This window comes from Streptomyces sp. SCSIO 75703 (genome assembly GCF_036607905.1).
GTDB lineage: Bacteria > Actinomycetota > Actinomycetes > Streptomycetales > Streptomycetaceae > Streptomyces.
Window position 1 is genome coordinate 1 of sequence record NZ_CP144555.1, and the last position, 21,373, is coordinate 21,373.

The window sequence follows — 21,373 nt, forward strand, 5'->3', positions numbered from 1 at the left end:
GGCGGTACGCGGGGCGGTACGCGGGGCGGTACGCAGGAGCCGGGCCGGGACGGTGACCGTGCCCGTACCGGGTGCTGGTGCTGCCGGCCGGGAGGACCCGGCGCCCCGGGGGCGAGCCGGTGCGGGTGGTCGTCCGCCGGTACCTGGGCGGCTTCCGCCGCGCGTTCGGGAACACGCCGGGGACGTACTCCCGTTGATGCGGGGATCGCCGGTGCCGTCCGGACGGTGCCGGTAGGGTCGAGGGCGCCACGGCCGGCCGGGGAGCAACAAAAAAGAGGGGCGGGAGGACAGGCGTGTTGGACAGCGGGAGCGGCACGGACCGGACCGAGGACGTGCGGCGGTGGCTGCGGGGGCTGGAGGTGTTCGCGGGGCCGCTGGCCGACTTCGACCCCGCCCGTGTTCCGGACGACCCCGTCGACCTGTTCCTGCACTGGCTGCGGGAGGCGGTCGCGGCGGGAGTGCCCGACGCGCACGCGATGACCTTGTCGACCGTGGGCGAGGACGGCTGTCCCGACGCACGGGTCCTCCTGCTCAAGAACGTCGACGGCGACGGCTGGCAGTTCGCCGCCCACGCCCACAGCCCCAAGGGCCGCCAGCTCGCCGCACGCCCCCGCGCCGCCCTCACCTTCTACTGGCCCCTCCAGGGACGCCAGGTACGCCTGCGCGGCACCGTGGAGGCCGCCGGGGCCGAGCCGAGCGCCGCCGACCTGCTGGCCCGGTCACCGACGGCGCGGGCCGAGGCGCTGCTGGGCCGCCAGAGCGACCCTCTGACGGATGTACGCGACCGCGAGCGGGCCCTGCGGGAGGCGGTGGCCCGCCTCGATGCGGACCCCGCCCTGATCAGCCCCGCCTGGACGCTCTACACCCTCGCCCCGCTCCAGGCCGAGTTCTGGCAGGCGGACCGGGGACGCCTGCACGACCGGCTGCGCTACGAACGCCCCGACACCACGAGCGGAAAGTGGCAGCACCACCGGCTGTGGCCGTGAGCGCGCGGCACCCACTCCCCCGGCGCGTGGGGGCTGCCCCGGCGGTCAGCGCAGGGGGATGTCGCTGCCGTGGTCGGCTTCGGGGCGGGGACCGAGGATCCTGCGGTCGCTCTCGGCGATCGGGACGTCGTTGATGCTGGCCTCGCGGCGTTCCATCAGCCCGTGCGCGTCGAACTGCCAGAGTTCGTTGCCGTAGCTGCGCCACCACTGGCCGGCCGCGTCGTGCCACTCGTACTGGAAACGGACCGCGATACGGTTTCCGTCGAAGGACCACAGGCTCTTGCGCAGGGCGTAGTCGAGTTCCCGTTCCCACTTGGCGGTCAGGAAGCGGACGATCTCCTCACGGCCCGTCACGAACAGGTCCCGGTTACGCCAGACCGAATCGGGTGTGTAGGCGCAGGCCACACGGTGGGGGTCCCGGGTGTTCCACGCGTCCTCGGCCGCTTGCACCTTGCGGCGTGCGCTCTCTTCGGTGAACGGTGGAAACGGCGGTCGCGGCTCGCTCACGGGCACCCTTCCCCCTCCAGGAGAACGGTCGTTCTCGAATGGTGTCGACTACCGTAGGCAACGATCGTTCTCAACGTCAAGGAGACCCCCGCGTGCCGGCCCCGATCAGCGAAGAGCGGATCTCCCGTGACCGTGAAGCACTCCTTCAGGCCGCCGAGGCGCTCTTCTACGAGCGGGGCATCCAGGCGGTCGGCATGGACGCCGTCCGCGCGGCCTCGGGCGTGCCGCTGAAGCGGATCTACGCGCTCTTCGCGTCGAAGGAGGACCTGGTGGTCGCGGTGCTGCGGCACCGCGACCACCGGTGGCTGGCGAGCCTCGTGGAGTTCGTGGAACGGCACGAGGACCCCCGCGAACGGGTCCTGGCCCTCTTCGACTGGCTGGAACGGTGGTTCGCGCAGCCCGGTTTCCGCGGCTGCGCCTGGATCAACGCCTACGGCGAACTGGGTACCGCCTCCCCCGCGGTCCTCGCCGAAGTACGCTCACACAAAAGGGCCTTCCACCACCTGATCACCCGCTGGGTCGGCGCCGTCACCGACGCCCCAGCCGGCCCGGTGTGCCTCCTGGCCGAGGGGGCCATCGTCACAGCATCCCTGACAGGAGACACCGAAGCCGCCCGGACCGGCCGAGCAGCCGCCGAGACACTCATCAACTGACCCCCCTCCCCCCACAACCGCACACGACGACGGTGCGCAACTCCCCACACAACAGCACCCAACAGCACCCGGCGACACCCGGCGACGCCCGGCAGCACCCGGCGACGCTCGGCAGCACCCGGCGGCACCCGGCGGCACCCGGCGACGCTCGGTGGGCTCGGCGGCGCCCGGCGACGGTGTACAGCGGCGCGCCGCAGCCATGTTCGGCGGGGCCCGGCAACGCCCCGCGGCGCCCGGCGGGGCGCGGCGACGCCCGGCGGGGCGCGGCGACGCCCGGCGGGCTCGGTGGGCTCGGCGGCGTTCCGTGGGGCCCGGCGGCAGCCGGCGACGCTCGACAGCGGCCGGTGGCGGTGTACAGCGGCGCGCCGCAGCGGGGCTCGGCGGGGCCCGGTGGGGCGCGGCGACGCCCGGTGGGGCTCGGTGGGCTCGGCGACGCTCGACAGCGCCCGGCGGCGTTCGGTGGGGCCCGGCGGCGCCCGGCGGGGCGCGGCGGCACCCGGCGGGGCTCGGTGGGGCTCGGTGGGGCTCGGTGGGGCCCGGCGACGCTCGACAGCGCCCGGCGACGCTCGGTGGGCTCGGCGGCGTTCCGTGGGGCCCGGCGGCAGCCGGCGACGCTCGACAGCGGCCGGTGGCGGTGTACAGCGGCGCGCAGCAGCGGGGCGCGGCGGGCGCGGCGACGCCCGGCGGGGCTCGGTAGGGCTCGGTGGCGTTCGACAGCGGCCGGCGACGGTGTGCAGCGGCACGCAGCAGCGATGTTCGGCGGGGCTCGGCGACGCTCGACAGCGCCCGGCGGCGTTCGGCGGTGCCCGGAGGGGCGCGGCGACGCCCGGAGGGGCGCGGCGGCACCCGGCGACGCTCGACAGCGGCCGGCGGCGGCGCCCGGTGGCGTTCGGTGGGGCTCGGTGGCGCGCAGCAGCGGTGTTCGGCGGCGCCTTGGACCAGGAGACGGGGGCGGCCGGGGCCCGCGGCGGTCTTCAGGCCCCGGCCGGTCCCGGTCCCGGTCCCGGCTTCGGCTTCGGAACCGGTTCCGGTTCCGGTTCCGGTTTTGCGGGCGGGTTTCTTCGCGGTTCGGTCAGCAGCCGCTGCCGATACGCAGGGAGGTCATCTTGTCGTTGAAGTGCGAGGCCACGGCCGCTTCGGACTTGCCCGCCGCGATGGTGAACATGCAGCCGACGTAGTTGGAGTGCTCGTACACGCTGACCGTTTTGCCGGTACGGTTCCAGTACGAGGTCATGCGGTCGTTCATGTAGTCACCGACGTTGGGATTCGACGAGGTGTAGTGCCGGAAGTCACCCCGGTAACTGGACTGCTCCCAGACACAGAAGGACCCGGACGGACACTGCCCGGAGTCAGCCGCCACCGGATGCGCAGTCATGGTGGCGGTGGCGGCAGTGAACGCCAGAACGGCCGCGGCGGCCCGCAGACGCGTGGAGAAACCCCTGAATCGGACCATGCTTTTCTCCGTTTCGTTTTCCGTGGTCGACCACATGAAGCCAACCGGGAGCAGCGTAGGAATACCGCCGGCCGACCGGCAATACGCCCTCGGAACGACCCATTCGACGCACAAAGGTTTCCCCCCTTGATTTCCGGGGCCCCTTCACATTCCCGGAAAGCAGAGGCAGTCAACACGAACAGGTGACACCCCAGCGCCCGACGGCGCCCCCCAGTACCTCCCAGTACCTGGCGAGGCCTCACGGTGCCTCCCGGTGCCTGGCGAGGCCTGGCGGTGCCTCCCGGTGCCTGGCGAGGCCCGGCGGTGCCTAGGAACTGTCCGGCCGATCATGAGACTTGCTAATCTCCCAGTCGCCTGGAAGGGGTTGCTGCAGTGGTGATGGCTCGTGAGGCTGCCGTGGCAATGGTGCAGAAGATCATGGACGCGGACTACGCCGACGATGCCGAGGCCGCCGACGCGCTGGAGGCGTTGGGCAGGCTCCTCGGCTGTCCAAGTGGCCGTATCGGCGACTTGATCTTCTGGCCGAGTGGGCCGGAGCCCACAGCCGCTGAAGTGGTCGAACAGGCTCTGGAGCACCGGCCTTTCATGCTGTGACGGCATCAAACCCGTAGCCAGATGATCACCGCTGCCACGGTGACCGTGCCGAGGAAGACATAGCCGCGCTTGTCATACCGGGTCGCGACGGCACGGGAAATCTTCAGCCTGTTGATGGCCCGCTCGACGGTGTTGCGCTTCTTGTACCGCTCTTCGTCGAAGCCTGGGGCAGTCCGCCTCGTGATCCTTTGCGAGGCGGGCGGCCCGGCTGTCGGTCTTCTCCGGGATGGCGTGCCGGACGCCGCACCGCCGCAGGTACTCACGACAGGGACTGTTGCTGTAGGCCTTGTCGGCCGCGACGCTGTCGGGTTTCTTGCGGGGCCTGCCCGGTCCGAGCCGCGGGACCCGGATCTTCCCCAGCACCGGGATGAACTGTGTGCAGTCGGCCCGCTGCCCCGGCGTGACGATCAGGGAAAACGGACGGCAGCGGCTGTCCGCGCTCAGATGGGCCTTGCCGGTGAAACCGCCGCGCGAACGACCCAGGCCTTCGCCTCCCGCGCCACCTCCGCCAGCCGGCCGACAGGCTCTGCCACGGAATTTCGTCCTGATGTTCCAGCCCCTCGCCCCCCTTTGAGGCGGCGAGGGCCGGCGGCGGGTCGGTGCGGGCACCAGCCGCATGCTGATGCGCTCGGACGATGGTGGAGTCCACCGAGATGTCCCAGTCGATCTCCCCTGCCGCGTCGACCGCGGCTTGAACCTGCTGCAGCAGCCGTTCCCAGGTTCCGTCAGCGGACCAGAGCCGATGGCGCTCGTAGACCGTCTTCCACGGACCGAACCACTCCGGCAAATCACGCCAGTGCACCCCGGTCCGTACCCGGTACAGAATCCCGTTGATCACCTGCCGGTGATCACGCCACCGCCCACACCGCCCGTTGCTCACCGGCAGGAACGGCCGCAGCCGCTCCCACTCGGCATCCGAAAGACCGCCTCGCTCACCCTGCCCCACACACAGGGCAACGATCCGATCAGGCGACCGTCACATGATCGGCCGGACAGCTCCTAGTGACCTGAGTCGGAGATTCGTCGTTGGTTCGGTATGAGTCGTCCGGGTCCGAAGATTCCGCCGCTGTCGGTGACTGATGCCCAACGAGCCGCGCTGGAGGGCTGGGTCCGTCGTCGCACGACGGCCCAGGCTCTGGCCTTGCGGTCGCGGATCGTGCTGGAGTGCGCCGAGGGGTACTCGATCATGGAGGTGTCCCGCCGGCTGAGGGTCAGTCCGGACACGGTCCGCACCTGGCGGCGCCGCTTCCTCGAACGAGGCCTGGACGGCCTGTGTGACGACCCGCGTCCGGGCGTCCCGCGCAAGATCACTGACGCGGACGCCGAGCGGGTCATCGTCAAGACGCTTGAGGAGAAGCCGAAGAACGCCACCCATTGGTCGACCAGATCGATGGCGGCCGCCACCGGGATGTCGCAGTCGACGATCTCGCGGATCTGGCGGGCGTTCGCCCTGGCCCCGCACCGCTCACAGACCTTCAAGCTGTCCACCGACCCGCTGTTCGTCGACAAGGTCCGCGACGTCGTCGGCCTCTACCTCGACCCGCCGGAGAAGGCCCTGGTCCTCTGCGTGGACGAGAAGTCCCAGATCCAGGCCCTGGACCGCTCCCAGCCCGTCCTGCCGATGATGCCCGGCGTCCCTGAACGCCGCAGCCACGACTACGTCCGAGCGGGCACGACCACCCTGTTCGCCGCCTTGGAAGTGGCGACCGGAAAAGTCATCGGCTCGCTCCACCGCCGCCACCGGTCCGTCGAGTTCAAGAAGTTCCTCACCAAACTCGACAAGGAAGTCCCCGCCGGCCTTCAGGTCCACCTGATCCTCGACAACTACGCGACGCACAAGACGCCCGAGATCAAGAAGTGGCTGCTGGCCCACCCGCGCTTCCACCTGCACTTCACACCTACCAGCGCGTCGTGGCTGAACCTGGTCGAGCGGTGGTTCGCCGAACTCACACAGAAGAAGCTCAAGCGCGGAGTACACCGCTCCGTCCAGGCTCTCGAACGCGACATCCGGGCCTGGCTGGCCGACTGGAACGACCAACCCAGGCCCTTCATCTGGACCAAAACGGCCGACGAAATCCTCGACAAAGTCGCCGCCTACTGCCACCGAATCTCTGACTCAGGTCACTAGGTGTATTGACCCGCAGCGTTGTTGACACGGCTGATGGGCGGGTGTCCGTCCAGTGCGGTGTGGCAGCGGTGGTGGTTGTAGGTGTGGAGGAAGTCTGCCAGGGCTTCGGTCCGTTCGGTGTTTGAGGTGTAGGGCCGCAGGTAGGCCCATTCGTCGAGCAGGGTGCGGTTGAAGCGTTCGACCTTGCCGTTGGTCTGCGGCCGGTAGGCCCGGGTCAGCTTGCCGGTCGCGCCGAGCTCGGCCAGGACTGCCTTCCAGGCCAGGCCCTTGCGGTAGGCCCAGGCGTTGTCGGTCAGCACCCGCTCGATCCGGGTGATGCCCTGGCTGTGGAAGAACGTGGCCGCGCGGGTGAGGAAGCCCGCGCAGGTCGCGGTCTTCTCGTCGCCGTGGATCTCGCTGTAGGCGAGGCGGGTGTGGTCGTCGACGGCGGAGTGGACGTAGTCGAAGCCCATGTTGTTGCGGGTGGCCCGGCCGGCCTGGCGGCCCAGCGCTTTGTGACCGCCGCCGTCGGGGATCCGGCCGAGTTTCTTCACGTCGACGTGGATGAGTTCCCCGGGACGCTCGCGTTCGTAGCGGCGGATCAGCGTGCCGGTGGGGCGGTCGAGCCAGGCCAGGCGGTTGAGCCGGTGGCGGGTCAGGATCCGGTGGACGGTCGAGGCGGGCAGGCCCAGGATCGGGCCGATCCTGGCCGGCCCGAGCTTGCGGCTCTGTCGCAGGTCGCAGACGCGGGTTTCGACCGAGGCCGCGGTCCGGTGCGGCGTCGTGTGAGGCCGGCTCGACCGGTCGTGCAGGCCCGCCTCGCCTTCAGCCCGCCACCTGCGGATCCATTTGTGAGCCGTGGCCCGGGAGATACCCATCTCGGCGGCCACGTGAGCGACCGGACGGCCTGAGCAGACACGTTCGACCAGCAGTCTTCTACCGAAGACGGTCAGCCGGGCATTACGGTGGGGCACGAAGACCTCCGTGCGGTGAGTTCCTAGACAGCTCCCACCACACCGGAGGTCTTCGCCATGTTCAAGATCCAGCAGTGTCAACAACGCTCGTGATCAATACACCTAGCGGGGCCAGTCGTCGCCCCGGAGCCGGACCCGCACCGGGTACGAGACCGGTGCGGACGAATCCCCGGCCCGAGCCCAGACGCGGAGCCGGGTGTGGACGGGCCCCCGGTCCAGGCAGCGGGTCCAGGCGCGCGGGCGCTGCGAGTGCGGGTCTGGGCGCGGGACCGGATACGGGGTCTGGGCCGGGTGCGGGTGCGGGGTCGGGGGTGGCCGGTGGCTTCGCGCGCACCGCCATGCGGAGTACACCGGCCGGGTCTTCGGAGTGTTCTTCGCCGGGCGGGCGGCGCCGTGACGCCGTCGGGGCGAGGCGCGGGGTTTTCTCGGCTCATGAACGAGCTGATGCTGGCGGCCCAAGACGGTCTGAAGATCGACTGGACCCGGATGCCGACCTACAACACCATCATGTCCGTCGCCGCCGGAGCCGGGCTGCTGCTGGTCGTGGCCCTCGGATACCGGCTGCTGAACGGCCACGGCATCGTCTCCGAGAGCTGGGCACTCGCCTTCGGCGTGCTCGGGATCATCCTCTTCGCCACCGGCCTGCACATGACCCTCACCTGGCCCCTGGCCGGCCAGGGCTTCCCCTTCGACAACATCATCTTCGGCGAGCCCTCCCTCGCCTTCGGCACCCTGCTGCTGGCCGCGGCGTTCTACCTCTGGAAACGGGGCCGGCAATGGGAGGAAACACCCGACCGGCCCCGGACCACCGCCATGCTCAGCGGCCCCGTCTCCCTGTTCGTCTTCGCCATGGGCCTGGCCTGCCTCGCCATCGCCGCAGCCGGCTGGAAGTACACCCTCTTCGCCGCCCCGCCCGAGGAACCCATCTCCGGGGAATTCGCCGACCACCCCCAGCTCGAAGCCAGCTTCATCTCGGGCCTCTACGTACTGGTCGGCCTCGGCGCACTCTTCTACCCCGCCCTGCTCCGACGCCGTAGCAACACCACCGCCTGGATCGTAGGCACCTGCTGGACCCTCAGCGGACTGGCATTCCTCGCCTTCGGCGCACTCAACTACTTCACCCACATCGGACTCATCATCAACACCATGTGAAACCCCGGAGGAAAACACAAAACAGACCACAACTCCACAGGCCAGCCCAGCCAGTCGGGTCAGCGGGCCACCCGGCCACCCGGTCGAGCCAGCCAGTCGGGTCAGCGGGCCACCCGGCCACCCGGTCGAGCCAGCCGGTCGGGTAAGCGGGTCAGCCGGTCAGCCGGTCAGCCGGTCAGCCGGTCAGCCGGTCAGCCGGTCAGCCGGTCAGCCGGTCAGCCGGTCAGCCGGTCAGCCGGTCAGCGGAGGGTAGTCGGTCAGCCGAGGGTAGTCGGTCAGCCGAGGGTAGTCGGGGTCCTGCCGCGGGAATGACCCGCCCCCAGGCAGCGCCTGGCCCCGGCCCTACCGGCCGACGGACAGGTACGGCCGACGACGAGGAGACCTCGCCCGTATCGACAGGCACGGTCACAGTGCGCAGGCCCACACAGGCCGGACCCTCCAGGGCCACCGGCACAACCAGACACAGACACCGCCGGAAGAACGCGCCGAGCCCAGCCACCCGCCACATACAACCGACCACCCCGAACACCCGGCCACGCGAACCGCCGCCACAGCCCACCAGACCCCCACCCAGCCTCAGCACCCACCACACCCCAAACCCGGCACATCAATGAGTGAGTGGACGAGTGCGCGCCTACCTTGCCCAGAACCACAACACGGCAGGCACGAGCATCGCTGAAACACACCGACGACACCCCCGGGCCTGGACAGCAAGAGAGCGGGCAGTACGGCAGAACCACGTGACCGACGAAAACGCGGGCGAACGCACCGCGCACGACAACAACGTCGACAGGTCCCCCACATGAAGCCGGAACCGGCCCACCCATCACGACACCACAGCCCACGGCAAACCGAGCCAGACACAGCATCAACACCCTCACCGACCACCAGCACCCGCCACCCCGGGACCTCCCCCACCCTCACAGCGTCAGTCCCGCCCAGCTCCCAGCCGCCGGTGACATACGTGAAAGCAGACCGGATGCCCCACAACCACACCAGACCCTCCAGCAGGCACACCGGCGGAACAGGCAACAACCACACCAGCACCACAAGCACCCCACGGGCCTCCGGCACTGCGAGCAGACGAGTCCGGTCCAGGCGCGGCAGGGTGGCAAAGCCGGCGGGCAAGACGAGGTCGTGTCCGAGAACCGGCCGCTGTCCCCCTCCCTCCCCCGCTCCGGCACTGCCCTCAGCCCCTTCCACCCGTTCCAGAAGCGCGGGGACGCCATCGGCATCCCCGTAACAGTCGTGCGTCTGCGTCCGATTCACCACCCGGGCATGGAAGCGCCCCATGGCAGCCGGGGTGGACGCCTCTGTTCCCGACCCACCGGACAGGCCCTGGCTAGTCGTGGTGGGTGGCCGTGCGGCGGAGGGTGTGGACGGCGGCGCCGGCGAGCAGGACGGCGGTACCGCCCAGGAGGGCGGGGACGGGCAGGGCGAAGGCCAGGGCGAGGCAGCCTGTCAGACCCAGGGCGGGAACGACGCGGGGCGGGCGGCCTTCGGCGGGAGTCAGGGTCCAGGCGGCGGCGTTGGCGATGGCGTAGTAGACGAGCACGCCGAAGGAGGAGAAACCGATGGCCGCGTGCACGTCGGTGGTCGCGGCCACGACGGCGACGACGGCGCCGACGAGGAGTTCGGCCCGGTGCGGCACCTTGTACCTCGGGTGGACGGCGGCCAGCGCGTGCGGCAGGTGACGGTCGCGGGCCATGGCCAGGACGGTGCGGGAGACGCCCAGGACCAGCGTGAGCAGGGCACCGAGCGCGGCGAGAGCTGCACCGGCACGGACGACGGGGACGAGCGGGCCGGCGCCGGCCGCTCTCGCCACCTCCGTCAGCGGCGCCGGGGCGGCGGCGAGGCCGTGCGGGCCGAGGACCAGCAGGGCGCAGACGGCGACCAGGGCGTAGACGGCGAGGGTGATGCCGAGGGCGAGGGGGATGGCGCGCGGGATGGTCACGGCCGGGTCGCGGACCTCTTCGCCGAGAGTGGCGATCCGGGCGTAGCCGGCGAAGGCGAAGAAGAGCAGGGCCGCCGCCTGCAGGACGCCCTTGGCGGTGGTGTCGGCGGTCAGGGCGAGGCGGGCCGGGTCGGCGGTGGCGGAGGTGAGACAGACGGCCGCGACGGCGGCGAGGACCGCGAGGACGCACGCCACGATGATGCGAGTGAGCAGCGCGGACTTCTGAACGCCGGTGTAGTTGAGGGCGGTGAGGGCCACGACGGCGGCGACGGCGAGCACGTGGGCATGGCCGGGCAGAAGGTAGGCGCCGACGGTCAGGGCCATGGCCGCGCAGGAAGCGGTCTTGCCGACGATGAACGCCCAGCCGGCCAGGTACCCCCAGAAATCGCCCAGGCGTTCGCGGCCGTAGACGTAGGTGCCGCCGGAGGCCGGGTGGCGGGCGGCGAGACGGGCGGAGGAGGTGGCGTTGCAGTAGGCGATGACAGCGGCGAGGGCAAGGGCGGGAAGAAGGCCGGAACCGGCGGCACGGGCGGCCGGGGCGAGGGAAGCGAAAATACCGGCGCCGAGCATCGACCCGAGCCCGATCAGAACCGCGTCCGGCACGCCCAGGCGCCGCCGGAGCACGTCCGGTGTCCCCAAGGGCGGTGTCCCGGGATGCGGCGTCCCGGAAGGGGGTGTGGTACTCACGGTCGGTTCTCCTCACGGGCCGTGCACGCGGACACATTCCGCAGGCTGCGCGCAGGGAGGATAGGCGCTCCGGGTGAACATCAGGAGGGACACGCCCCCTGGAGGGTGAGGGAGAGAGCATCCCGCCCCCAGCGGGGGATACCCGGGGAAGACCGGTCCCGCCACACCACCACAGCACCACACCGTCACACCGGCCCGGCTGCTACGGGGCCGGCGGCTGCGGGGCCGGACGCCCCTCTCACTCCCCAACGAGGCACGGCCAGTCGGGCCGCAGACGACAGACACACAGCCCCGCACACGCACCAGCGGCAGGCCACAGCCGCGGGCAGACAGCAGACGACAGGCCGCAGCTACGGGCAGGCGGACGGCGGGCCCGCGGGCAGCAGACACAGGCAGCAGGTAGCCCTCGCGTTCCCCGAAGAGGCGGGGCCGGTCGGGTGAAGGCGGGTCCGTAGGAGCACAGGTCAGCCGGACCTACCCTTCCCAGCCGCCCCACACCAGGCCCCACTCCCCTGCCCCGTAAGGAGTCCGGGCCCGAGGACAGCCGGGACCGAGGACGGCCGGACGCGAGGACAGCCGGACGCGAGGGCTGTTGTCCGGCCAGTGGCCGGTGCGGTGTCCCCCTGTGGGTGGACCCGGGCGGGGGTGAGCGGCACCTGAGGATGACGGGCCGCCCGCTTGCCGGAGGACATCGCGCCGTTTACGCAACCCCCGCCCCCGGGCGCCGTCTTGGGGATTGTCGTGATCAACGGTGAGCGGTACGGAGGTGGACGTATGCCGGGCCGGGCGGACCAGACGGCAGACAAGTCGGAAGCCGGACAGGCCAACCGACTGGAAACGGGACAGGCCAGTCGAGCGGAAACAGGGCAGGAGGGCCAGGCAGGAGCAAGGCAGGAGAACCAGGCGGCGGACATGGCGGAGGCCGGACAGGCCGGCCGGGTGGAAGCGGGGCCGGGGGGCAGGGGGAAGGCGTCGGCCGCGGAGTACCAGGGGGCGCTGGGGTCGCTGTCGGTCAACGCGCCGCTGCCGGAGGTCCTGGCCCGGGGGCTCAAAGAGCTGCGGGCGGCGGAGGAGGCCGGAGACCTGCGGGAGACCGCGCGGTGCGGCCTCGCGGTCGCCGAGGCGTACCGGCGCCTGGGCCGGACGGAACAGGCCGACCGGGCGTGGAAGGCCAGTTACCGTGCCGCCCGCGCGGCGCGGCACGCCGGTGCGATGGCGTGGGCGTTGTGGAGCGGCGGGACGCTGGCGCGGCAGCGGGGGGCGTTCCGGCTGGCGTACCGGCTGCTGCGGCTGGCGGCCCAGTGGGGTGAGCGCGGCGGGGACGTCGTGGTGCGGGGGTATGCGCTGGCCGGGCTCGCGGAGACGGGGCGGATCCAGGGGGATTACGCGGCGGTGGAGGAGTTGCACGAGCAGTTGCTGGCGGAGGCGCGGCGCCGGGGAGAGGCCCGGCACACCGTGTGGGCGCTGGAGGGGATCGCCCAGATGCACCGCAACACGGGTGACTACGACCGGGCGCTGACCTTGTTCGAGGAGGCGGCGCAGATCGCCGAGCGGGCGGAGGACCTGCGGGGCTGGGCATGGGCGTTGCGGGGGGTGGCCGACGTGGTGTCGGTGCGGGACGGGGAGGTGGAGCGTGCGCTGTCGCTGTTGTCACGAGCGGAGGAGGCGTGTCGTTCCATGAATCTGCGGGGGGCTCTCGCCTTCAATCACAAGATGCGCGGCAATGTCCTGTACCGGGCGGGCCGGTACGAGGAGGCCCGTGGATGGTACGAGCGGGCGTGGGAGGAGTTCGAGGACATGGCGGAGCCGCGCGGTACGGCGTTGTCCCGGCTCGGTCTGGTCAAATCGCTGTCCCGGCTCGGGCGTGAGCGGGCGCGGACAGCGGCGGACCTGGTGGAACTGGGCGGCGTACTGGAGAGAATCGGACTACGGCACGCAGGGGAAATGGTGCAAAAAGCGGCAGCCGAGCTGGGAGTGGACCCGTTACCGCAGACACGGCCACGCCCACGGGAGCGGGCGCGGGCAGAGAAGCTCTCAGGACCGCAGGCACCAGCACCAACGGTGGCGGATGCGGCGGGGCTGCTGTGAACAAAACAGTGAAGGCATCCACGGTGCCGCCCACACCCCCAGACCCGAAAGCCACGGACACGGCAACTATGGCAGGCCCGACCGCAGACGCTGCGGCCGCAGGAACCGTAGCGAGCGCCGCCCCGGGCACGGCATCGGGAACGGTGACGGGGCCGGCCCCGGATACAGCGGACGCGGCCCCGGATACTACGGTCGCGGGCACGGCGCCGGGGGTGGCCTCGGGGACGGTGGCAGGCGCAGCCCCGGATGCTGCGGGGGCAACCCCGGGAGCTGCGGGCACGGTGGCGGGGCCGGGTGGTGCGGTGGGGGTTCTGGCCCGGTGCCGGGAGGTGGCGCGTCCGGGGCTGGTGGAAGCGGTGGGGCAACTGGATCCGTGGACCGGTGAGATGGCGGCGTATGCCCTGGGCTGGCGCGACACGAGCGGGGCCGCCGACCCCTCCGCGTCGGAGGGCAAAGGTCTGCGGCAGGCGCTGGCGGTGCTGTCGGCCGAGGCCGTGGGTGCGCGAGGCCGGGTGGCCATCCCGGCAGCGGTCGCAGTGGAACTGGTCCACGCCTTCTCCCTGGTACACGACGACATCATGGACGGTGACCCCGTACGCCGGCGGCGGGCAGCGGTGTGGTGTTCCTACGGTGTGGGGCCGGCGGTACTGGCCGGGGACGCGCTGCACGCGCTGGCGGTCCGCACTCTCGCCGAAACACCGGGAGAGCGGGCATCCGCCGCGGTACGGCGGCTGTCCGTGGCACTGACCTCGCTCGTACGGGGCCAGGCAGACGATCTGCGGTTCGCATGCCTGCCATGGCAGGGACCCGGCGCGGTGGGACCGGCCGCCTACCGGGTGATGGCCGAGCAGAAAACCGGTTCACTCCTCGGATGTGCCGCGGCACTCGGTGCCGAACTGGGCGGAGCCCCCACGGCGACGGTAGAGGCGTTCGACCGTGCCGGACGCCATCTGGGAGTGGCGTTCCAAGTCGTGGACGACCTGCTGGGAGTGTGGGGAGACCCAAAGGTCACCGGCAAACCGGTGCACGGAGACCTACGGCACCGCAAGAAGACCTACCCGGTACTCGCCGCACTCACCGGCGACAGCCCCGCCGCCCGGGAACTGGCAGCACTGCTGGACAGTACGGAACCCCTGCAAGGAGAGAACGCCTCACGCGCGGCAGCCCTGACAGAAGAAGCAGGAGGGCGAGCCGCCGCCCGCAAACAGACACGGAAACAACTCCAAGCAGCCCGTACCTGTCTGACCGGGATCCGACTGGCCCCCATACCGGCAACACAATGGGAAACCCTCATCACGTACCTCCTCGACCGCACCTCATGAACAAACAGACCCACAAACAGCACGACCAAAGAGACCGCCCGACAACGAAACACGCACCCGCATCACAAACAACAGGACACCACCAAAAAAAGGGGAGGTACGGGCGAGAGCACACCAATAAAAAGTCCGAAGAAGGGAATACGGACGACAGGGCACGGAAGAAGGGATACTGAGGACAAGGCCCCGACGAGAAGGCGGACGGGGTGCGCATGCAGAAACACAGAGGAAAAACAGGGAGATCCGGAAGAGGGAAGAAAAGGGGCCCCGGTCCGACTCCGACACCACCGGTCGCCCCCTCCACGGCTCTGACACTGAGCTTTTCCAACCTGCCGCCCAGGTTGTTCAGTTGGGCTGACAGACAGGTGAAGCCCCTGGTAGATGGGTTTTCGACCAAGAAGTCCGTCTCCATCAGAGGGTTTCGTGTGCTTGTCCACCCGCCCGGCATCGACGTGTCCCGCTCTGCCCTGCGCTGCCTGTCCGCCAAGCTCCGCCAACACCGCCGGGAGCCCGGTACCCGCTCTGCGGCGCCTGAGCTCCGGCCGACAGGCCCTGCTCACTCTCGCCCACCTTCGCCACGGCCACCCGTATGCCCAGCTCGTGGCCGAGTTCGGCGACGTCGGAACCACGCATGACCCACGAGGCATCTCGCGCCGCTGCGGCGCTCACTTGCCGGTTCGGCGCAGTGGATCTGACCGCTGAGGCGGAACTGTCCCGGAGCCCTGGGGCGCTGTCGCCCGACTGCGTGATGCACGGGGCCGGTAGCCTGTGGACGGACAGGACGCTATCTGACACTACATCAGGGAAACTCGAGGCTTTGGACGAATTCACATATCGCGTGGCAGAAAGCGAGAGGGACAAGTCCGCCGTCATCAGGGGGGAGTTCGTCTCGGACACCGTCTTCGAGGTGGTCAGCTCCGGAAGCGGGTTCACCTTGCGGCCTGTCAAGCTGGACCCGCCGGTTCACAAGGTCTTCCCCGCCGACGAGCCCGAGCGCGATGAGGTCTCGCAGGGCAATCGCCGGTTTGTCGCGCTGGATCGTGATCGCGTGTGCGGCTATGTCGACACGGAGTACGAGCCCTGGAACCGTCGCCTGACCATTGCCGATATCGAGGTGGCGAGACCGTACCAGGGCCGGGGAATCGGACGCACCCTGATGAGCCACGCCATCGACTGGGCCCGGGAACGCGGCGCCGGGCATGTCTGGCTGGAAGTGACGAACACCAACGCTCCGGCCATCCGCGTCTACCAGCGGATGGGTTTCACCTTCTGCGGCCTCGACACTTCTCTTTACAGCGGTACCACGTCCAATGGGGAGACGGCCCTGTACATGAGCCTCTTCCTGGACTGATCCACCGGCCAGCAGCGCGTCCAGGGCTTGAACATCAAGACACGGAATCCCTCTGAACTGGGACGATGTGAACCGTCCCGTGTCGATCCACCCGGGGTGGCCAACTCGACCTGGGAGAATATCTTCTTGGGCCGCTACGGCTTGCTCAACTCGGTTTTGAACAGACCGACCGCGCTCACCATCAGAGCATTGCCATACGCCTCGCCGACCGAGGCCGCGATCGGCCTCGATCACGGCCAGGTATGCCTCGGCTCGGCGGATCGGCGTCATGCCCTACCGGACCACGACAACAGCCCGTGGCCAGGGCACCGCATCCCACGCCTGCAACGCTGTGACGCGCTGGTCTCTCGACAACGCCGAACTCTTCCCCTGCAGATTGGGCACCGGGTGAACAAACCCGCCTCAACGGTAAGGCTCACACTGCCGGCCACACGATGGAAGGACACCAGCAACAGAAGCACGAACACGACGGCCTGCGCCCCGACGTGCAACACCACCACGTCTCGCAACGGACAGGGAACCTGTCTCATGATGAAAAGCCAGTACAGGCCAGGGCCGAGCGGCAGGCAGGGGTTCAGGTTCAGGGGCTCGCCGGGAGCGGCCTCCCCTGGACAGCGCGGCGCCGGGTGACGGGTGACGGGTGACGGGTGACGGGTGACGGGTGACGGGTGACGGGTGACGGGTGAGCATGCCGCCGGCGCCGGACCCGCAAAAGAGCCCGGACACCGCCATCCCCCGGCCGGGCACACCCCCCGACACCACCACCGGCACCCTCCACCCCCACCCCCGCCCCCGCCCCCGCCCCCGCGGGCAGCACCGCACGAGGCGGACAGCCGTCCGCGAACACACCCCGGGGCCCCCGCCACCATCGGGCGAGGGCCCCGGCACGCCGGACGAAGAGGCGCTCAGACCCCGGCGACGGACTGGATCCAGGACCGGTACGCGGTCACGTTGGTGTAGGCGGTGGTCGTCTGCCGGTCACTGGTGGAAGCGACACCGACCTGCACCCCGCCCGCCATCATCGGACCGCCGGAATCACCCCCGGCCGTGATGCCGTTACCTCGGTAGGCACAGATCGCCGAACCCCCGTAGGCATCCGCACAGCCGCTGGTCACCGTCACATCGGCTACCTTCAAATAGCGCGACTGGCAATTGATCTCGGAACCACACCGCGACGTGGCACCCCAGCCGTAGACCTGGACACTCTGCCCCACCCGCACCGTGCCCGGCTGCCCCAGACTCGCATACGTCCCCGGCACCGAACGGTCCAGGCGCACCAGGGCCAGGTCCGCACTGTGCGTATAGACCTGCACCCCGCTGGCAACCGTGCCGCCACTGTACTGATCCAGACTGCCGATACGGAAAGACAGCCCACCACCCGACACACAGTGCTTCGCGGTCAGGACCCATACCGGCGCGATAATCGTCGCCGAACACGTCTCCTGACCGTTCGAATACAACCGGGCCGCCCACGGACCACTGGAGGCGTAACCCCCACCAATGATCGGCTCCGGACCGGCCCCGCCTGGAGGCACCGGCGCCGCGACCGCAGCCGGAGTGAACAAGGCCAGCACGGACACCACTGCCGCCACGAAAACGGACACGACTCTCGACATACGCAAGGGCTCCTCGATCCGGGAAACACGTCACTCAGACGCGGACACCAACAACACGGAGAAACGCCCCGGCCCACAAAGGCCACGGCCACAACGAAAGCCAGGACAGGACACCACCCACCCGGACCCCGTCATGAACATGACCATACGAGAAAGACCCGTCCCCCAACCCCTACCAACCAACCCCCACCACCGTGCTATCCCCCACCCACCAGCCACCACACACACCAAAACAAGCCACCCCCAAAACCAACACCCACGACAACACCCCACCCCGCACCCCACCCTTGCCGGCCCCTTCGGCCGCCTGATGCGGGCCGTGCCCCCCGCGCGTATCGTGGGCGACGAGGTCGCGTTGTGCCGAGGTCCGCGGCATTCATCCCCTCGCTCATGCCGCGGAGCCGTACACGCGGTGCGGTCGCGTACCGGCGCCGACCGCGTCAGGGACCCCAGGATGTCGATGCGCGCGTCCGGCCCGCCCTGCCGAATCGTCAACGTATTCGCCGACGGGCTGTCGACGCGCTCCACGGGGCGGCTCGAAGCACGAGGTGAGCAGAAGACAGGCGAAGGAGCCACCGCACATGAAGGCTGCACGCTACTACGACCGGGGCGACATCAGGATCGAGAACATCGCCGAGCCCGTGGTCCGGCCGGGCACGGTGGGTATCGATGTCGCCTACTGCGGAATCTGCGGCACAGACCTGCACGAATACCTCGACGGGCCGATCTTCGTCCCGGCGGCCGGTCACCCTCACCCGGTCTCGGGTGAGGCGGCACCCGTGACCCTCGGCCACGAGATGTCCGGCGTCGTGTACGCGGTGGGCGACGGCGTCGAGGGCCTGAAGCCGGGCGACCACGTCGTCGTCGAGCCCTACATCCTGCATGACGACGTCGACACCAGTGAGAACAATCCGACGTACCACATGTCACCCGACATGAACTTCATCGGACTGGGCGGTCGCGGCGGCGGTCTCGCGGAGAAGATCGTCGTCGAGCGACGCTGGGTTCACCCGGTCGGAGACATTCCGCTGGACCAGGCGGCCCTCATCGAGCCGCTGTCGGTGGGCTACCACGCGTTCCAGCGGTCGGGAGCGAAGGCGGGCGACTTCGCCCTGGTCGGCGGCGCCGGCCCCATCGGGCTGCTCACCTGTGCGGTGCTCAAGGCCATGGGCATCAAGGTCGCGGTCTCCGAACTCAGTTCGTTGCGCCGGCAGAAGGCGCTGGACTCCAAGGTCGCCGACCATGCCATCGATCCCGCCGTCACCGATGTCGCCGAGGAGGTACGCCGCCTGACCGGTGGCAAGGGGGCGGACGTCGCGTTCGAGGCGACATCCGTCAACGCGGTTCTCGACACGTTGTTCGACGCCGTGAAGCCGGGTGGTGTCATCACCGTGATCTCGATCTGGGGCAAGCCCGCTTCGCTCGACATGCAGAAGCTCGTCCTCAAGGAGGTCGACCTGCGCGGCACGATCGCCTACGTCAATTCCCACCCGCAGACCATCAAGCTGGTCCAGGAGGGACGTATCGATCTGTCGCAGTTCATCACCAAGACCATCAAGCTGGACGACCTCGTCAGCGAGGGCTTCGAAACCCTGATCCATCGCAATGAGACGGCCGTCAAGATCCTTGTGGACCCCCACGCCTGAGAACCGGCGAAGCCGGCCCGCCCGGTGACGCCGCACGCCGCTGGTGGCCGGCCCCGCCCTCTCGTTCGCCCCGAATCCGCCGGATGGCGTCAGGGCCGCGCCCGATTGCCGCGTGGTTTGAGGGTGCTGTGGGGAAGCTCGGGCGCGGGCAGGCGCGCACCGGGGTAGCCGGAGACGACGCCGAAGCGGTCCGAGCCGCGCTGCCATTCCTCACGGGCCGCGACGATCTCCTCGTGGCTGCGGCCGATCAGGTTCCACCACATGACGATCTCCTCGCCGAAGGGTGTGCCGCCCAGGAGAAGCAGCCGGGCCGGGGCGTCGGCGCTGTTGGTGAGGGTGAGGGAAGCGGCGCCGGGGGCGAGGTACCCGAGTTCGCTCCAGGGCACAGCGGTGCCCTGGAGACGGACGGTGCCCTGGTCGACGAGGACGCCGTGCTCGAAGGCGACGTCGACGTCGAGGGTCACGGTCGCGTGCGGTGCCAGGCGCAGTTCGGCGCCGAGCAGCGGACTGTACGTGGGCACCGGGGAGGACGTCCCGGCGAGGGTGCCGAGGAACACGCGGGCTTCGCCGCCCGCCAGAGTGACGGGCTCGGGCACGTGGTGCCGAAAGTCGCGGTCCGTGTGCCGGTGCCGTTCCGGCAGGGCGATCCACAGCTGCACGCCGTGCAGCACGGTGGTGCCTTCGGTGGAGACCTCGGTGTGGCTGATGCCGTGCCCTGCGGTCATCAGGTTCAGTTCACCAGGTCGGACCATGGTGTGACTGCCAAGGCTGTCTCGGTGCTCGATCTCTCCGCTGAACAGCCAGCTCGCGGTCTGCAGCCCGGTGTGCGGGTGGGGTGCGACGTCCATGCCGCCGGTCGTGGAGACGTCGTCGGGGCCGTAGTGGTCCACGAAGCACCAGGCGCCGATCAGCGTCCGTTCCCGCTGCGGCAGGGTACGGCGCACCGTCATCGCCCGGGGGCCACCGAGCGGCACCTCGCGAGCGGGCAGCACTCGCACGGCGCCCTGGACGGGTACGCGGCCGCCGCTCGCCCCCTCACCCGTTCCGCCGCCCGTCTCCGCGCTCGTCTCGTCACTCATCACAGCCCCCTCCGGGATCTGACTTGGGATCTCCAGCCAAATATGATTGAATCTTAAACTACATGAGTTCCGGGTAGCCGTTCCGGTCAGGTCGGCGACCTTCAGCGAAGGAGGGGCAGATCGGTGAGTGACACGACAACCCAGGGGCAGGATGCCCGGCGGGTCTACATCGACAAGGCGTCGCCCGCGTCGTACCGGGCGTTCCGGAAGGCCGCGGAGGCGGTGCACACGGAAGCCGTCGCAGCCGGCCTGGAACCCGTCCTGCTGGAGCTGGTCAACATCCGCGTCTCCCAGCTCAACGGCTGCGCCTTCTGCCTCAACGCCCATACCCGGGCGGCTCTGCGCGCCGGGGAGTCCCCGATGCGCCTGGGAGTCCTGCCGGGCTGGCGCGACACGGAAGTGTTCACCGTACGGGAGCGAGCGGCGCTCGACCTGGCCGAGGCGGTCACACACGTGCAGGACGCCACCGCGCAGGAGTCGGCGTACGCGGCGGCCCGCGAGACCTTCACCGAAGCGGAGATCTCGGCCGTACTCTGGGCCGCGATCACCATCAACGCCTTCAACCGCGTCTCCGTCCTCAGCAAGCACCCCGTACGCCCGACCGCCACGCCGCCGTCGGCGTCCCGCTGACCACACGCGCCTCTCCGGACATACCTTACGCAGGGTCCGGCGCCGGCCCCCATGCCCGAAAGGCTCACGATGACCATCGAGATCACCGACTCCCCCGACACCCGTCGCTACGAGGCCCGCGTGGACGGGCGGCTCGCCGGGTTCGCCGAGTACCTGCGGACCAACGAGAGCGGGCTCGTCGTCTTCACCCACACCGAGGTCGCCCCGGAGTTCAACGGACAGGGCGTCGGCTCGGCGCTTGCCCGTGCGGGCCTGGACGCCGCGCGGGCGGACGGCCTGCGCGTGCTCGCCGTGTGCCCGTTCATCACCGCCTGGATGGCCCGGCACCCCGACTACCAGGACCTGGCCTACCAGAGCCGCAGCAAGGTCGAGGACTGAATTCCGTACCGGATCCGGACCGGTCCGCGGCCTTTCGAGGTCTCCGGACCGGATCCGGGTTCCCGGACTGCTCCGCTGATGCCCCTGGATACGGCCGGGCCGTGCCAGTGGCGACCAGGCATACGGCTCCGGCTCCGGCTCCGGCTCCGGCTCCGGCCAGGAGTACGCCGGACAGGGCCTCAGACGCCGTAGCAGTTGG

General features: G+C 70.0%; 17 protein-coding genes and 2 pseudogenes. 12 read left to right on the plus strand and 7 right to left on the minus strand.

The window, feature by feature from the left end:
• Positions 1-293 precede the first annotated feature (293 nt).
• The gene (locus tag VM636_RS00005) at positions 294-986 is read left to right on the plus strand and encodes a pyridoxal 5'-phosphate synthase (protein ID WP_234312872.1); all 693 of its coding nucleotides are present in this window, start codon (positions 294-296) and stop codon (positions 984-986) included.
• Between the two features lie 45 nt (positions 987-1,031).
• Here VM636_RS00005 and VM636_RS00010 read toward each other — a convergent pair whose 3' ends face one another.
• Entirely contained in the window at positions 1,032-1,493 is a 462-nt protein-coding gene (locus tag VM636_RS00010) for a nuclear transport factor 2 family protein (RefSeq protein WP_030423419.1), read from the minus strand.
• A gap of 92 nt (positions 1,494-1,585) precedes the next feature.
• On the opposite strand from VM636_RS00010, the gene VM636_RS00015 reads away from it, so the two are divergent.
• Positions 1,586-2,146, plus strand: coding sequence for a TetR/AcrR family transcriptional regulator (locus VM636_RS00015; protein WP_030423420.1), 561 nt, complete (start codon positions 1,586-1,588; stop codon positions 2,144-2,146).
• Positions 2,147-3,218: 1,072 nt separating this feature from the next.
• On the opposite strand, the gene VM636_RS00020 is transcribed toward VM636_RS00015, so the two are convergent.
• Entirely contained in the window at positions 3,219-3,599 is a 381-nt protein-coding gene (locus VM636_RS00020) for a peptidase inhibitor family I36 protein (RefSeq protein WP_030423421.1), read from the minus strand.
• A gap of 402 nt (positions 3,600-4,001) precedes the next feature.
• Here VM636_RS00020 and VM636_RS00025 point away from each other — a divergent pair, with 402 nt between their 5' ends.
• Positions 4,002-4,193, plus strand: a complete 192-nt coding sequence (locus VM636_RS00025) for an e9imm peptide (RefSeq protein WP_338482874.1) — start codon at positions 4,002-4,004, stop codon at positions 4,191-4,193.
• 5 nt (positions 4,194-4,198) lie between these two features.
• Here VM636_RS00025 and VM636_RS00030 read toward each other — a convergent pair.
• Positions 4,199-5,139, minus strand: a pseudogene (locus tag VM636_RS00030) (IS5 family transposase).
• A 90-nt stretch (positions 5,140-5,229) separates the two neighbouring features.
• On the opposite strand from VM636_RS00030, the gene VM636_RS00035 reads away from it, so the two are divergent.
• Positions 5,230-6,321 (plus strand): IS630 family transposase, encoded by a 1,092-nt coding sequence (locus VM636_RS00035; RefSeq protein ID WP_053914774.1) that lies wholly within the window; start codon positions 5,230-5,232, stop codon positions 6,319-6,321.
• On the opposite strand, the gene VM636_RS00040 is transcribed toward VM636_RS00035, so the two are convergent.
• Positions 6,318-7,274, minus strand: a complete 957-nt coding sequence (locus VM636_RS00040) for an IS481 family transposase (RefSeq protein WP_338482875.1) — start codon at positions 7,272-7,274, stop codon at positions 6,318-6,320. The genes VM636_RS00035 and VM636_RS00040 overlap by 4 nt on opposite strands.
• 432 nt (positions 7,275-7,706) lie before the next feature.
• Between VM636_RS00040 and VM636_RS00045 the strand changes: the two genes are divergently transcribed.
• Positions 7,707-8,426: a DUF981 domain-containing protein gene (locus VM636_RS00045; protein WP_053912703.1), complete on the plus strand. Its 720-nt coding sequence runs from the start codon at positions 7,707-7,709 to the stop codon at positions 8,424-8,426.
• Positions 8,427-9,768: 1,342 nt separating this feature from the next.
• Here the strand turns inward: VM636_RS00045 and VM636_RS00050 are convergent.
• Positions 9,769-11,067, minus strand: a complete 1,299-nt coding sequence (locus tag VM636_RS00050; protein ID WP_267887090.1) for an APC family permease — start codon at positions 11,065-11,067, stop codon at positions 9,769-9,771.
• A gap of 912 nt (positions 11,068-11,979) precedes the next feature.
• Here VM636_RS00050 and VM636_RS00055 point away from each other — a divergent pair.
• From VM636_RS00055 to VM636_RS00070, 4 genes and pseudogenes are all read left to right on the plus strand, one after another.
• Complete coding sequence (locus tag VM636_RS00055) at positions 11,980-13,155, plus strand: tetratricopeptide repeat protein (RefSeq protein WP_078962506.1); 1,176 nt, start codon at positions 11,980-11,982, stop codon at positions 13,153-13,155.
• Positions 13,156-13,436: 281 nt separating this feature from the next.
• Positions 13,437-14,477, plus strand: a complete 1,041-nt coding sequence (locus VM636_RS00060) for a polyprenyl synthetase family protein (protein ID WP_234340355.1) — start codon at positions 13,437-13,439, stop codon at positions 14,475-14,477.
• A 422-nt stretch (positions 14,478-14,899) separates the two neighbouring features.
• Positions 14,900-15,101: pseudogene (locus VM636_RS00065) on the plus strand (IS5/IS1182 family transposase); the annotation flags it as partial.
• Positions 15,102-15,105: 4 nt separating this feature from the next.
• A complete protein-coding gene (locus tag VM636_RS00070; RefSeq protein WP_338482879.1) occupies positions 15,106-15,825 on the plus strand; it encodes a GNAT family N-acetyltransferase in 720 nt (239 codons plus the stop codon).
• A gap of 905 nt (positions 15,826-16,730) precedes the next feature.
• Here the strand turns inward: VM636_RS00070 and VM636_RS00075 are convergent.
• Positions 16,731-17,447, minus strand: coding sequence for a trypsin-like serine protease (locus VM636_RS00075; RefSeq protein WP_030421735.1), 717 nt, complete (start codon positions 17,445-17,447; stop codon positions 16,731-16,733).
• Positions 17,448-18,022: 575 nt separating this feature from the next.
• On the opposite strand from VM636_RS00075, the gene VM636_RS00080 reads away from it, so the two are divergent.
• Positions 18,023-19,087, plus strand: a complete 1,065-nt coding sequence (locus VM636_RS00080; protein WP_030421736.1) for a 2,3-butanediol dehydrogenase — start codon at positions 18,023-18,025, stop codon at positions 19,085-19,087.
• An 89-nt stretch (positions 19,088-19,176) separates the two neighbouring features.
• Here VM636_RS00080 and VM636_RS00085 read toward each other — a convergent pair whose 3' ends face one another.
• Positions 19,177-20,166 carry a pirin family protein gene (locus tag VM636_RS00085; protein WP_053912704.1) on the minus strand — a complete coding sequence of 330 codons (990 nt, stop codon included), beginning with the start codon at positions 20,164-20,166 and terminating at the stop codon, positions 19,177-19,179.
• Between the two features lie 123 nt (positions 20,167-20,289).
• On the opposite strand from VM636_RS00085, the gene VM636_RS00090 reads away from it, so the two are divergent.
• Both VM636_RS00090 and VM636_RS00095 read left to right on the plus strand, forming a co-directional pair.
• Entirely contained in the window at positions 20,290-20,796 is a 507-nt protein-coding gene (locus VM636_RS00090) for a carboxymuconolactone decarboxylase family protein (RefSeq protein ID WP_030421738.1), read from the plus strand.
• Positions 20,797-20,865: 69 nt separating this feature from the next.
• A complete protein-coding gene (locus VM636_RS00095; RefSeq protein ID WP_030421739.1) occupies positions 20,866-21,174 on the plus strand; it encodes a GNAT family N-acetyltransferase in 309 nt (102 codons plus the stop codon).
• Positions 21,175-21,373 lie beyond the last annotated feature (199 nt).